This window comes from Silicimonas lutimaris (assembly GCF_047314965.1).
In the GTDB taxonomy this organism is placed as follows: domain Bacteria; phylum Pseudomonadota; class Alphaproteobacteria; order Rhodobacterales; family Rhodobacteraceae; genus JAVJUV01.
Genome location: NZ_JBLBVK010000013.1, coordinates 1 through 11,995, shown reverse-complemented (window position 1 = coordinate 11,995; position 11,995 = coordinate 1). Strand labels below are relative to the sequence as shown.

Sequence of the window (11,995 nt, the reverse complement as noted above, 5' to 3'; positions counted from 1 at the left end):
ATCGACCTCGACGCGCCGATCGAAACTTACTTGGGCGGCTGGACCCTACCGCCTTCCGAGTTTGACCATTCCTTAGTGACCGCGCGCGCCATCCTCGCTCATGGTGCAGGATTGTCGAAAGGCGGGGATTCAGGCGTTGATCCTGGCGAGGTGCCACCTTCGCTTCCTGAAGCCATGAATGGCGCGACCATGGAGTACGGCCCCGTTCGAGTCACGCACCCACCGGGAGAGGCTTATCACTACTCGTCGAAGGGATTCACCCTTCTTGAGTTGGCGGTCGAAACTGTCACGGGCGAGCCATTCAGTGAGTATGTCGCAAGGGAAATTCTTCGCCCTCTAGGCATGAGCAGCTCAGCTTTTGGCTGGACGCCGGAACTAGAGGTCCGTGCCGCGTGGGGGCACGACTGGTATGCCAATCCCTTGCCGCACTACCAGCATGCCACCAAGGCGCAAGGCGGTTTGGTGGCCACCGCAGGTGACGTGGCGAGGTTCCTTGCAGCCTCGATGGTCGATGGCAGCGGGGCTGAACCCGGCCGCGGGGTGATCTCGCCAGATGCGGTCAGGGCCGCCTTCGAGCCCTTTCCCTTCACCGACGATACCAGCGAAGTCGGTCTTGGATACAATTTGCACCTTGGCGGTCAAACGCTTGTCGCGCGTAAGAGCGGCGATCATCGCGGCTATAAGGCCATCGTATTTCTGATGCCCAAAACCGGTGCCGGGTTGGTAATCCTCGCCAACAGCGACCGCGCGGCGCCAGGAATCTTCGCTGACATCGCTTGCCCCTGGAGCCGAGCGTTACAGGATGACCCGCTGGAGGGCGTCTGTTCGCAACTCGGACTGCTGCGCGGGGCACACGTGGCAGCCGGCCTATTGTTATCGGTCACCGGCGCGACTGTGATAGGGGCTGTTCTATTGGGTTGGCGAAGGGGCCGCCGCGCCCCACCTCGAAGTTACTCGGTCTGGCGCAAAACGGCTGCAGTCCTGCCAATCCTCGTCGTCACCGCTTGGTGGTCCTACTGGTACTCCGACATACCGCTTCGCCTGCAGGGCTTTCCACCCACGTTCTACACAGTCAGGGCAACGCTTTGGCCGACGGCTTTTGTTTGGGTGAGCCTAGGTGCCACGGTTCTGGGACTGTCGCTGGTTCTTCTCACAATTCTGCCGACCGCAAATCTACCACTCAAGACTAGGGCTCCGGGTCCGACACGCCTTTCGTAAGTCTCAGTCCAATCGTCCGCTGAGGGCTCGAAGCAGCCGCTTAGCTGAAACCGCTCCATGGCTGCTCCGCGGACGAAGCTGCCGCCAAGAAAAACGAAACGATCTATCTTCGAGTCCTTTAAGAGTTATCTATTGCTTAGCAACAATTGTCCCAGAAATGTCGCGAGAGATTGGGAAAAGTACGTCACCCGAAAACCTTCGTGTTCCGCGGAAGAACCCGACAATGCCCTCTAGGTCATCCCCATGGAAGGTTCCCCAAATCTGCCCACTTCCATTAACGATTTCCGTCCCCCATTCACTTGTGTTTCGGTACTCGTCCATCGTGAGTGCCTCATGGAATGAATTTCCAGTAATGCCGTCTGTCCACGAGGATCGGTCAACTCTGAAGACTATGGGCGGGCTATAGGGGCCATCCGGAGAATATAGCGTGAAATTCGAAATCACGCCTGAGACTCTGCCACTCGTAAAATCGGCGGCTAAACTTACGTCTGCATACGCCGGTCGACGGTCGACACCTGTATATTCGTGAGACCCTGAGAAATAGCCAGAAAAGCTTACGCCACCAGAAGCTGGAATTTCTTCAATCGGCGTTTCACCCAGTGAAAGCAGCTCACTTTCCCAACTTTCGACTTGCGCGTCGCGGCTATCACCTCCCCCGCCACCGCCACAACCAACGGTTGCAAATGAGAGAGTGACCAAAATACAAAGCGCTTTGAAAGTTCTTCGCATAGTTAAAACTTATCGTTTCGATCAGGGTAATCATTGACTCAGGTCAAGCGGTTTCACCTCCAAATACGACCACCAGAGGGACAACATATCCGACCGCAGTGATCAATGCAGACTAAAATTGACCAGGACACCCGGTCGGTTTAAGTGCAATTGTCACAGTTGTCCGCCTTGGGTTTGGAGCGGACGCTTGGCCGCAACTGCTCGATGACTGCTCAGCGGACAAAGCGTACACCGGCAGGAAACGGCCAAAGTGAACCGTGAGCCGGCGAAATGGCAATCTTGTGCAAGCCGAAAATGCTAAGTTTGTAGGAATACGACTGGGTAGGTCACTCGGCCATCGACTTTAAGTATGCCACGATATGCGAGACTTCCTCGTCGCTCCATCCATCGTGCCAGTTCATCCTCGTACCCGGAATTGTCAGCATTGCGTCGACGGCAAAGTAGTACAGCATATCAGTGGTCCAAGTGCCTCCAAACTTCCTCAGCGCTTCAGAATAATCGAAGTCATCGCGCGCCCCAATTGGGCGACTATAGACGCCAACAAGCGACAGACCGTGTGTTTCGCGCGTGATAACCTCCTCCTCAGATTCAACTTTGTGGCATTGGTCGCAACGCTTCTTGGCAAGCTCAAGGCCCAGATCGGCGTTGGCGGACTCAACCAGAGCAGACGCATCCAGTGGCGGCTTTGGTCCGGCTCCGGCCTCAACCAGCACATCTGCGACTTCGCCGTGGCCTTTCCACTTTGCGAGATGCAATGCGTTGACGTTGCCATAACCTCCTGAGCCGTTGGTGCGGGCGAAACCAATGGCATCTACATCTGCCGCTCCAGCGATAAGCGCGGCTGCGGCCCGGGCGTGACCAATTGAAGAAGCAATCATTAGAGGAGTGAATTGGTCCTTGTTCCTCGAGTTGGGGTCCGCGCCGGCATTGAGCAAAACCGCAATAGCCTCGGCATATCCCTTTTGGGCGGCGGCATGCAGAGCGGTTCCCAGCATGGTGCTCGTGGCTTCGATATCCGCGCCTCGGTCTATCAATATCTGAACAACGTCGACGTGGCCGTTAAAGGCGGCGATCTGCAAAGGAGCAATGACATTTGGCTCATTGGCATCCGCGCCATCGTCCAGAATACGCACAAGGGCTTCGGTATCTCCGGTCTTGGCGGCATCGAAGACCGGGCCAGCGCAAAGGTGTGTCGCCATCAGGCTGGCCAGAAAAGACAGGGCAAGCATTGGTCGCATTTGCAAAACTCCATCATTTTTGGGAGGCGGGCATTGAGGCCGGCCAAGGAGGCCGGCCCCGCAGCCTGGATGTCTCGTCACTGACCTGCGAAAAGGCCATCAACCATGTCTTTGTAGGCTTCGATATCAGCGCCCGTGCCATAGAGAACCGCTGACCAGTTGCGAACATATCCAGCGATCGCCGCGGCCTCCGCCAATTCTTGATCGGTCGCTCCATACGACTTCGCCGCTGCGCGGTGATAGTGAGTGCAATATTGGCAGGGCACTTGTGCCGCTACCGCCAGAGCGATGAGCTGCATCGTCTTCAGGTCCAGGGCGCCTTCGCCATCCTCGACATCATTCATCCATGCCCAGGCGCCTGCCAGCATGCTGTCGGGGTAGTTCTCGATTTCGGGCAAGGCCGCACCAAAGGTCTCTACGGCTTCTGAACGGATGTTCGCAGCTGTTTGGTCCTGTGCGATCGCGGGCAAAGCAATCACCGTGGCGAGCATCATGGAAGTGATCAATTTCATGGTAACGTCCCTCGAGTGTGTCGTTTGCTTCGAGCCGAACTTGCCAGAACGACCCATCCGCATGCAGAATGCTGCTGCGGGTAGGAAAAGGTTGAGCCCTTACGGTGTCTCTTGTCCTGAAATCGAGGTGAAACCGTGCGAAATTCGCGTGAAATCCGGTTGGGTGGCGTGTTTTTCGACACGCACACTCATGAGTTGCGCGACAGAACCGGAAGCCGCATCTTTCTACGCAACAAGTCCACCGAAGTGCTGGCCTGCCTCGCAGCGTGCCCGGATCAACTCGTAGCGAAGTCCGAGATCATGGACTTGGTCTGGCCCGATGTGACGGTATCAGATGAAAGCCTGACACAGTGCATCGCGGATATTCGGCGTGCCATAGGTGACAAGGACCAAAGTGTTCTGAAGACACATATCGGACGGGGATATAGCCTCTCGTTAGGTGAGAACCATGCGGCTCGGCCAAGGCTGAAACAGATGGTGGCAGGAGCGCTATCTGCCGTCGCGATCGCAGTTACTGCTATCATGATCTTTCCGCTCTTGCAGCCAACACCATCTGGAAATGGTGTTCCCAGGGTGGCGGTTCTGGCATTCGACGATCTGAGCGCTGGTGAGGAAAAGGGGTGGCTCGGCGATGGGATTGCAGAAGGGGTGATTACCGAGCTTGCTAGCTATCAGGAGTTCTTGGTTCTCGCCCGAAACTCGAGTTTCAGCTTCCGAGACCGCCCTACAGAGATCTCAGAGATTGCATCCAAGCTGAATGCTGACTTCATCGTTGAAGGCAGCAAACAGAAGTCCGGCGACCGATTGCGTGTTACGGTTCAGCTCATCGACGCGAGTGATGGAACACATCTTTGGGCTGACGAGTATAATACTGATATAGGTGAACTGTTCGAGGTTCAGTCGAAGATCGTGCGAAGCATCGCGACTCAGCTGGGCCGAGAACTAGCGTGGAGCCCGCCGCAGAAAGGTGGTCGGGAAAAGGTCAACGCACTGCACTACTATTTCCTGGGAAATAAAGCCTTTTCGGAGCGCAATCCCGAAGCCCTTCGCCGCGCTATCGATCATTATGAAAATGCCATTGCTGCGGACCCGGAAGCCGCCTTCGGCTATATTGGAATGGCGACAGTGATCTGGCACGACATCACCCAGGGATGGGTCTATGGTGATGTGCCCTATCAAGAGCTCCTGCAACGAGGCATCGACTACGCCGAAGCTGCGATCGCTGCAGACCCGACAAACTATGCGTCTCACATTTCTAGGGGAGATCTTCACACGAGCGCAGGCCAACTTGAGGATGCGATTATTCGCTACAAGATGGCGGCTGAGCTCAACCCCAGCAGCAGCACGGCTATGGCTGTGGCGGCCGAACCGTTGATGTATCTCGGTCGAACCGACGAAGCGATCGAAATGCTTGAGCGAGCGATGGACGTGAATCCGATTGTCCCGGGTTGGTACTACAATACACTCTCGCGCGCATACTGGGACGCCGGACGCTGTGAAGAGGGTAAACAGGCGATCAAAAAACGAGCGAGCATGCGGGAATGGGATCTTCGCGCGTTGATCGTTAACTTGGTTTGTTTGGGAGAGCTCGACGAAGCCCAGGCGGCAGGAAAGAGACTTTTGGAGTTGAACCCTGACTTTACTGTCGGTGGACACGCAGAGCGCGTAAAGAAGGTAATGGCGAACGAGAGGTATTTCGAGCGCTGGATGGAAAGTCTGCGCGCAGCAGGTCTACCAGAAGCCTAGTTTAAATAACAGGCGGGTAGCCAATGTAAGGTCAGGGACAAAGATCCGCATTGCTCGAGTGTTTCATTAATGATGTTCATCCGGGTCTTCGTCTTTGTGGATGCTCGGCATGGGAGATCATGAAGCAATGACAAACGATGAAACTGTTGCGGCAATCCTTGATGTCGTTGAAACCTACGTCACGGCCATGACCGCTGGCGATCGTGGCAGCCTGGAGCGCGTGTTCTTCGAGCGGGCAAGCGAAGTTGGTCACTACGAAGGTGAACTTCTTTGGAACTCCCGCGATGCATTCATCCGCATGTGTGAAGAAGCGGGGAGCGCTTCGGCCAATGTAAGCTGGACGATACGCAGCCTCTCTGTTCATGGAGACATTGCAGTTGTCCATGTGGAGGATGACTGGGCGGGGATGCGCTTTGACGATATCCTGACCCTTATCCACCATGAGAACGTTTGGCGCATCGTTTCGAAAGTCTACCGTATCCAGCCCTGAACGGTTTGTTGTTGGTGCTGCTGTCGCAACGCCTCAGTTGAAAGCCAGCACTGCGAACAGGACGATCAAGACAGCGAGACCGATATTGATCATGCTGAGCATCGGCATCCTCGCCGCGGCCTCTTTATCACCCGCCATAGCCCGTGCGCCGGTTTTGCCAGCAATGACAATCCCAGCGATCAGCGCGACAACAAAGGCCATTTTCAGCCAGAAAACGAACAGCCCTGAGCTCCACAAACCTCCGGCTGTCGCCATTATCACGCCCGAGATCAACAGAAGACCAAGACCGATATGACCAATCCTCTTGATCGGACCTACGGCTTGCCCCAGCACGGGTTTATGTTCTGGCCCTGCCTTTCCGGCCAGTGCGCCAATCACGGGCAAACCAAAAGCAGAAGCGCCTCCCATGAACAAACCCACCAGATGAACTGTCAGCGCCAAGTCGTTCGCTAGTGACATATCATTCCCTCCCTCGCCTAAAGCGTTCAAGCTGCCAGAAGGAACGCGTTGGAAGCAAGGTTTGAATACCCCGCCAGTTCATGAACTGTTCATCCAATGTGCGCCGAAACGAAGGCGCGCGGTGAATTCTTTCCTGTGTTCTAGCTGCGCAGCGACCGCATGGGCCTGAAGGAAACACACCGCTCAGAGGTCGTAGGGTTCGACCGGACCACCTGCCTCTTTCCAGGCATTCATGCCTCCGACGTTGATCACATTTTCAAACCCCATTTCCATCAGGGTCTTACCGGCCATTGCGGCCATGAGGCCGCCGCCGCAGACGATACAAATCTGCGCATCCTTCTTGAAAAACGGCTTGTAGTACGCGCTTTCGGGATCGGCCGAGAGTTCCACCATGCCGCGCGGCACGTGGTACGCACCAGCAATTGTTCCGGTCTGCCTCAAACTGTTGCTGTCACGAACGTCGATGAACACAGCATTCCCTTCGCTGTGTATCTCCATGCCCTCCTGTGGCGTCACACGCGGCACAACCTCGTTGGCTTCGTCGAGATAGTCTTTCACTGTCCTCATCGTCTCCACCCCAGTTGGCCATAGTCATCGTTGCCAATTAGGCCGCGAATTGATCGTCGTGTCCATTCATCCATATTCGGCGTGCATTCTTTACTTGGCTGAATTTGCGGGTCCATCTTTGACGGTGGGCGAGCGCTTTGGCTCAACGAAGATGTCCGAGCCAGATAATATGTGCTGCCCGCTTCCATGCGATTTGCTCCGCGCAACATACAGTCAGGCCGTGCTGACATCCAGCACGAACATTTCCCGCAAAGATCAGAAACATCCTTGTTGCGGCATTCAGCAGTGACAATGGCCTGCCAGATAACCCACGATTTTTGGAGAATTCGGCTGCTCGTGCTAGTGTGTTCCTATAGCGGAGGGCGTGTCATGGCTTTGGACAAATCAGACGATACGGAATTCGTACGCTTCTGGAACGAGGTTCTGGAACCGAAGTTCACCAAGTACCGGCATATCTTGCAGGGTGGTCTATCGCGCCATTCGGCCGCCATTATCCCAGACCTTCCGATTAAGGAGGGAATGTCAGTACTCGACGTCGGATGCGGTTGGGGTGACATGTCTTTGCAGGTCGCGGATATGGTTGGTGAAAAGGGCCGCGTCGTTGGAATCGATTGTGTCGACGCCTTTCTCGAGGAAGCACGCAAGGATGCCGCTTCAAAGGGAGTTGCCAATACAGAGTTTCAACGAGGCGATGCGGAGATCGCTTTGCCCGAAAACGAGTTCGACTATGTTGTCGCTCGTTTTGGGACCATGTTTTTCACAAACCCGGTCGCGGCATTGAGACGGATGCGGTTGGCCCTGAAGCCGGGCGGCAAGATGACACATATCGTTTGGCGCCGCCGTGAAGATAACCCGGCCTGGCAGGCAGCGAAGGATATCGCACTTCACCATCTACCCCCTCCCGGTGAGGACGCCGAGACCTGCGGCCCGGGTCCATTTTCCATGGGCAACAAGGAAACTGTTGGCATTATGATGAAGAGCGCCGGCTATGACGAAGTTAGTTTTAAGCGCGTCGACGAGAAAATCATGGTCGGGACTACACCAGAGGAGTGTATCGCGTTCGCTTTGGCCATTGGTCCCGCCGGCGAGGTGTTCCGCGAGGCGGGGGAAGAACTGGCGGAAACCAAGAGATCCGCGATTGAAGCCGACATGAGGGAGTTTTTCGAAAGCCAGGAGCGGGATGAAGACGGCATCTGGGTTCCAACCTCCTCATGGGTGATAACCGCCCGGAATCCAGGTTGAAACGAGGAAGGCTTTCTATCGAGCAAAAACCTATTTCAATTATTGAAGCAATACGGAGCCCGTGGCAGCCACAAAGAAACCTATTCAGTGGAGCTTGTCGCGGTCATTGATAGTTCCCGAAATCCGTAAACGGAAATTGCTGTCAGAAGTGTGAACTCGCGTTCCGATCGCTAATAAGCAATGCCATCGGCGGCTCCCATATCCACGGCTTTGGAAAGTGCATCATCCCAGGCGCCATCGATCACGCCAGGCTCGTAGCCAAGCTCGGCTAAAGCTTCTTCAGCCTGACGAAATAGATTTTCCTGCCCCTGCACGGCGAATGCCCAAATACCGACGAGCAGAGATGTTGCAACCAGTCTCATGGTACCACCTCTCTTGCTCATCGGTTGTTAGACGCGCCTATACGAGTTTCGTGCTGACTATTCCGGAATGGTCTCTCCGGACCCTCCGAACTCGGACGGAAAATCCTTCATCTTCGGAAGGCCATCTTTCATCGGTAGCACTGTCTCCGCATAATTAACGTGGATGCCAGGCTGAAACTCGACGCTTGGAATGATCGCTGCATAGACGTCGATGAGTTTGAGCCCCTGGTTAGCCTGATCTAACTGGTCCATTGTTATTGTTAGTGCATGACTGGTCTCTGGTCCATCAGGACGATGGTTTCGCGGGCTGGTGGCTGATAGCCGAGTGCGCTGTGCGGCCGTTTGGTGTTGTAGTGTTTCCTCCATCCTTCGATGATGCTTGTTCGAGAGTTCGACCAGACTCACCGCCAATTGATTGAAGCGGCACCAATGTTCTTTCTGGCCACCGTGGATTCTGAAGGGCGTCCTGACGTGTCCTATAAGGGCGGGCGACCCGGATTTGTGCGAGTGACGGGCCCGTCAGAACTCGCGTGGCCGTTTCGATCAATTTTCACGAAAACTGTCTGATCCTGTCTTAGTGCTGCCCCATCGCGTTGCGATAAAGGCAGCGTTGTAAATGTTAACCAATGTAGTGAGTGTCCGATGAGTAAAATCGTTGCGCCTTCCTTTGCCCGCATGTCCCCCGTCTGTCGATATGCCTACTTCATCCTCTCGAGCCTGACGCTACGGAGCTATTCTGCCTGGAAGCAGGACGGCGAACCCAATCCCTTCGTCCGCCCATGCTACGAGATGCTCAAAACCATGCGGTCAGAACTCGTGTCCCTGTTTCCGTCGCATCTGACCTCGCAGGTTTAATGCCAGGGACTCCGCAAGGACCAAAGTCTGGCATCACCTTGGGGTGATCCTCCTCTCGACGACATGGGCCGGAGACCAAAGTCGGCATCAAATGGTCAAGAAGATAGTCTGAAGACGCCCTAATAGGGCCGCCTTGTTCGGCGACGCTATAGAGGTTGTAACGAGTGAGTGTGTTGTCCTGGGGTCGCCGTATTTGGCGGCCCCTTTCCTTTGAAGGCCTGACGATCCCATACACGATCGTCGCTCTTCCTTCCCCCCACGTAAACTTGCCAATTGGGGCGTGCCTATGTCGCTCTCTGGGAAATTTTGTGCACAGAAGCTCGACTGGCTGCCTCGTTCGCGGAGCAGTACCATTGAATTTTAGGGTGGTCGTCCGCGCCAATCGCGAGCGGACGGTATTTCTCACCATCGACATTCCTCAAACGAGGCCGTTAGCGTAGCCCCGCAAGACCTAGGTATCTTAGAAAATGCTCGTGTTCGTCCCGGTCCGAGTAAGCCACCCAATTCCGAGCATGCGCCAGCGTATAGGCGGGGCTGGCGGACCTTACTTCCGCGACGGTTTCTTTGGCCTCATCGATGCGCCCGCAGGCGGCGTAGCAGGCGGCGGTGTGTGCTAGGGCGTTTGCATGATGGGGTTGAGAGGTACGGATGCGCTCCAGCCTGGGCATCGCCTCTTCATATCGCTGGAGATTAAACAGGGCACGGCCGTAAAACACGTGGAATAGTTCCGGGTAGAAGGGATTTAGGCGCATCGCCTGATCAAGGGCAACCAAGGCTTCGTTCGATTTCCCCGCATAGGTGAGTGAAAACGCATACATGCTACGGAATTGCGCGTTCCCAGGATTTGTCTCGATTGCCCGTCGCTGTTCTTCGAGACCACGCGCGAAGGCTTTGTCGCTCCACATATAAACCCACCCCAGAACGGCATGAGCAAAAGGTTCGTTGTTGTTCGCTGCGACTCCAGCCAGACCAGCGGACTTCGCTTTGTCTAACGCCTCGCGTATGTCCTTCGCCCATGCGTTGGATGCTTCTGAAATGTGCGTCCAGGCCAAAAGTGCGTGCGCCCGCGCGAACCCGTGATCGCATTCGAGCGCTTTCTTCGCCTCATTTCGCGCTGTGCGAGTCATGGCAGGGACCATCTGGTAGTTTAGTTCGACCGCCCTGAGAAAGTGGTCGTATGCATTTATAGCTTCTTCGCTCTTTGCAAGTGACCGGCTATGCTGCTGCCTCTCAATTGCACCGACCAGAGTATTGACGATTACCGAGGTAATCTCGTCTTGTACCTCAAAAATGTCCTGGATATCGCGATCGTATCGTTCGGCCCATAGCTCGACGCCTCTGGTTGGATCGATTAGGCGTGCCGTTACCCGGATACGCTCTCCAGATCGCCGGATCGAACCTTCGACAAGGTAATCTACGCCAAGTTCGCGGGCGATTTCGCCAGCTGGCAAGGGTGATCCCCGGAATGCAAAACTCGAATGCCGCGCGATGACGAACAACTCGCCATAACGCGATAACTCTGTGATAATGTCATCGGTGATCCCGTCTGAGAAATAGCGCTGCTCTGGGTCTCCCGAGAGATTTTCAAACGGAAGAACTGCAATCGATGGCCTTCCTCCTGTGGCTAGAGTGGTCGCCGAAGCCGGCGGAGTGCTCTCAGAGGTGACCTCCGCTTCGAAGCGAAAGCCACGCTTCGGGATTGTCTTGATTAGACGTTGCGTCGCCCCGTCGTCGCCCAGTGCGGCGCGCGCGGCGTTGATCCGGGACGAGATCGCTGAGTCCGATACGATCCGCCCGTGCCAAACTGCCTCGATCAAGTCGTCCCGGCTGATGACTACGCCCGGCTTGAGCGCAAAATGGGTGATCAGATCGAGGACCTGTGGCTCGATCTGAATCGGCATACCACCGCGTGAAAGCTCGCCACGCGCAGTGTCCAGCCGGAAATCTTCAAACACCAGGACATCGGTCATTGCGTTAGAACAGCATGTGACCTTTCTCAAAGCAAATGGACAATTTCAGGACGTGTTCTGGACGCTGGCTGAAAGCGCCGCGGGCTTCAACATGAGACAAGGGATCATCGACAACGCAGACAAGGACCAGCGCCATGCCTCTCCAGACCAAGGACCTCTTCGAAAACGCCACGCACATCGCTGAGACGCGCATTAGTCACGCCCGCGCCGAACAAACCGCGCTCTTTTGGGAGATGGTCCGCGCCGCTGCCCGCGCCCCTTTTGGCAAAGACCGAACGACCATCGAGCCCGCTCGCGTTTCCGCTACCGCCGAGTTCTGATGTCTACTGACCCCGAAGCTTTGTCCCTACCTCTGGCTTCTGAACAAGGTAGCACTCCCCGTTTATATGATTCTCGGCCTCTGCTTGTTCCTCCGATACCGCCTTGAGCTGAGCCAAGAGCGAACGGCTGCTAGGTCCGCGTTGCAGTCATAAGCTCGATTTTCTGGCACGTCCGGTGTCGGTGGAAACTGCCGTCGGGGTCGTAGCCAGTTGACGGCTCCAGTGCCTGACTGGCCCGTCGCGATTTTTTTCGACATGCCGCAGGGATGATTTTTCGCCCCCATTAT

At 55.6% G+C, this 11,995-nt stretch carries 13 protein-coding genes and 1 pseudogene; 6 read left to right on the top strand and 8 right to left on the bottom strand.

Going from position 1 to position 11,995, the window contains the following annotated elements; genetic code table 11:
* Positions 1–1,218 (top strand): serine hydrolase domain-containing protein (locus ACKLNI_RS00495; protein ID WP_413717030.1); only part of this gene is annotated, 1,218 nt, incomplete at its 5' end.
* Positions 1,219–2,273: 1,055 nt separating this feature from the next.
* On the opposite strand, the gene ACKLNI_RS00490 is transcribed toward ACKLNI_RS00495, so the two are convergent.
* Both ACKLNI_RS00490 and ACKLNI_RS00485 read right to left on the bottom strand, forming a co-directional pair.
* Entirely contained in the window at positions 2,274–3,176 is a 903-nt protein-coding gene (locus ACKLNI_RS00490; protein ID WP_413717029.1) for an ankyrin repeat domain-containing protein, read from the bottom strand.
* Positions 3,177–3,262: 86 nt separating this feature from the next.
* On the bottom strand, positions 3,263–3,697 hold the full coding sequence (locus ACKLNI_RS00485; protein ID WP_413717028.1) for a carboxymuconolactone decarboxylase family protein: 435 nt from the start codon (positions 3,695–3,697) through the stop codon (positions 3,263–3,265).
* A 135-nt stretch (positions 3,698–3,832) separates the two neighbouring features.
* On the opposite strand from ACKLNI_RS00485, the gene ACKLNI_RS00480 reads away from it, so the two are divergent.
* Entirely contained in the window at positions 3,833–5,443 is a 1,611-nt protein-coding gene (locus tag ACKLNI_RS00480; protein ID WP_413717027.1) for a winged helix-turn-helix domain-containing protein, read from the top strand.
* Between the two features lie 127 nt (positions 5,444–5,570).
* Positions 5,571–5,933: a nuclear transport factor 2 family protein gene (locus ACKLNI_RS00475; RefSeq protein ID WP_413717026.1), complete on the top strand. Its 363-nt coding sequence runs from the start codon at positions 5,571–5,573 to the stop codon at positions 5,931–5,933.
* Positions 5,934–5,966: 33 nt separating this feature from the next.
* On the opposite strand, the gene ACKLNI_RS00470 is transcribed toward ACKLNI_RS00475, so the two are convergent.
* The gene (locus ACKLNI_RS00470; protein ID WP_413717025.1) at positions 5,967–6,422 is read right to left on the bottom strand and encodes a hypothetical protein; all 456 of its coding nucleotides are present in this window, start codon (positions 6,420–6,422) and stop codon (positions 5,967–5,969) included.
* Positions 6,423–6,575: 153 nt separating this feature from the next.
* Positions 6,576–6,959 (bottom strand): rhodanese-like domain-containing protein, encoded by a 384-nt coding sequence (locus tag ACKLNI_RS00465; protein ID WP_413717024.1) that lies wholly within the window; start codon positions 6,957–6,959, stop codon positions 6,576–6,578.
* Between the two features lie 186 nt (positions 6,960–7,145).
* On the opposite strand from ACKLNI_RS00465, the gene ACKLNI_RS00460 reads away from it, so the two are divergent.
* Positions 7,146–8,201, top strand: a complete 1,056-nt coding sequence (locus tag ACKLNI_RS00460; RefSeq protein WP_413717023.1) for a class I SAM-dependent methyltransferase — start codon at positions 7,146–7,148, stop codon at positions 8,199–8,201.
* A gap of 170 nt (positions 8,202–8,371) precedes the next feature.
* On the opposite strand, the gene ACKLNI_RS00455 is transcribed toward ACKLNI_RS00460, so the two are convergent.
* From ACKLNI_RS00455 to ACKLNI_RS00445, 3 genes and pseudogenes are all read right to left on the bottom strand, one after another.
* A complete protein-coding gene (locus ACKLNI_RS00455; RefSeq protein WP_413717022.1) occupies positions 8,372–8,563 on the bottom strand; it encodes a peptidoglycan-binding domain-containing protein in 192 nt (63 codons plus the stop codon).
* A 57-nt stretch (positions 8,564–8,620) separates the two neighbouring features.
* Entirely contained in the window at positions 8,621–8,815 is a 195-nt protein-coding gene (locus ACKLNI_RS00450; RefSeq protein WP_413717021.1) for a hypothetical protein, read from the bottom strand.
* Positions 8,816–8,823: 8 nt separating this feature from the next.
* Positions 8,824–8,940 (bottom strand): annotated as a pseudogene (locus ACKLNI_RS00445) (integrase core domain-containing protein); the annotation flags it as partial.
* Between the two features lie 265 nt (positions 8,941–9,205).
* On the opposite strand from ACKLNI_RS00445, the gene ACKLNI_RS00435 reads away from it, so the two are divergent.
* The gene (locus ACKLNI_RS00435; RefSeq protein ID WP_413717019.1) at positions 9,206–9,418 is read left to right on the top strand and encodes a hypothetical protein; all 213 of its coding nucleotides are present in this window, start codon (positions 9,206–9,208) and stop codon (positions 9,416–9,418) included.
* Positions 9,419–9,849: 431 nt separating this feature from the next.
* Here ACKLNI_RS00435 and ACKLNI_RS00430 read toward each other — a convergent pair whose 3' ends face one another.
* Positions 9,850–11,388, bottom strand: a complete 1,539-nt coding sequence (locus tag ACKLNI_RS00430) for a winged helix-turn-helix domain-containing tetratricopeptide repeat protein (protein ID WP_413717018.1) — start codon at positions 11,386–11,388, stop codon at positions 9,850–9,852.
* A gap of 134 nt (positions 11,389–11,522) precedes the next feature.
* On the opposite strand from ACKLNI_RS00430, the gene ACKLNI_RS00425 reads away from it, so the two are divergent.
* Positions 11,523–11,708 carry a hypothetical protein gene (locus ACKLNI_RS00425; RefSeq protein ID WP_413717017.1) on the top strand — a complete coding sequence of 62 codons (186 nt, stop codon included), beginning with the start codon at positions 11,523–11,525 and terminating at the stop codon, positions 11,706–11,708.
* Positions 11,709–11,995: the final 287 nt, after the last annotated feature.

Bases quoted from the DNA above. Each gene is read 5' to 3' on its own strand.
- ACKLNI_RS00490 (WP_413717029.1), bottom strand. From the start codon at position 3,176: ATGCTTGCCCTGTCTTTTCTGGCCAGCCTGATGGCGACACACCTTTGC.
- ACKLNI_RS00485 (WP_413717028.1), bottom strand. From the start codon at position 3,697: ATGAAATTGATCACTTCCATGATGCTCGCCACGGTGATTGCTTTGCCC.
- ACKLNI_RS00475 (WP_413717026.1), top strand. From the start codon at position 5,571: ATGACAAACGATGAAACTGTTGCGGCAATCCTTGATGTCGTTGAAACC.
- ACKLNI_RS00465 (WP_413717024.1), bottom strand. From the start codon at position 6,959: ATGAGGACAGTGAAAGACTATCTCGACGAAGCCAACGAGGTTGTGCCG.
- ACKLNI_RS00460 (WP_413717023.1), top strand. From the start codon at position 7,146: ATGCGATTTGCTCCGCGCAACATACAGTCAGGCCGTGCTGACATCCAG.
- ACKLNI_RS00455 (WP_413717022.1), bottom strand. From the start codon at position 8,563: ATGAGACTGGTTGCAACATCTCTGCTCGTCGGTATTTGGGCATTCGCC.
- ACKLNI_RS00450 (WP_413717021.1), bottom strand. From the start codon at position 8,815: ATGGACCAGTTAGATCAGGCTAACCAGGGGCTCAAACTCATCGACGTC.
- ACKLNI_RS00435 (WP_413717019.1), top strand. From the start codon at position 9,206: ATGAGTAAAATCGTTGCGCCTTCCTTTGCCCGCATGTCCCCCGTCTGT.
- ACKLNI_RS00430 (WP_413717018.1), bottom strand. From the start codon at position 11,388: ATGACCGATGTCCTGGTGTTTGAAGATTTCCGGCTGGACACTGCGCGT.
- ACKLNI_RS00425 (WP_413717017.1), top strand. From the start codon at position 11,523: ATGCCTCTCCAGACCAAGGACCTCTTCGAAAACGCCACGCACATCGCT.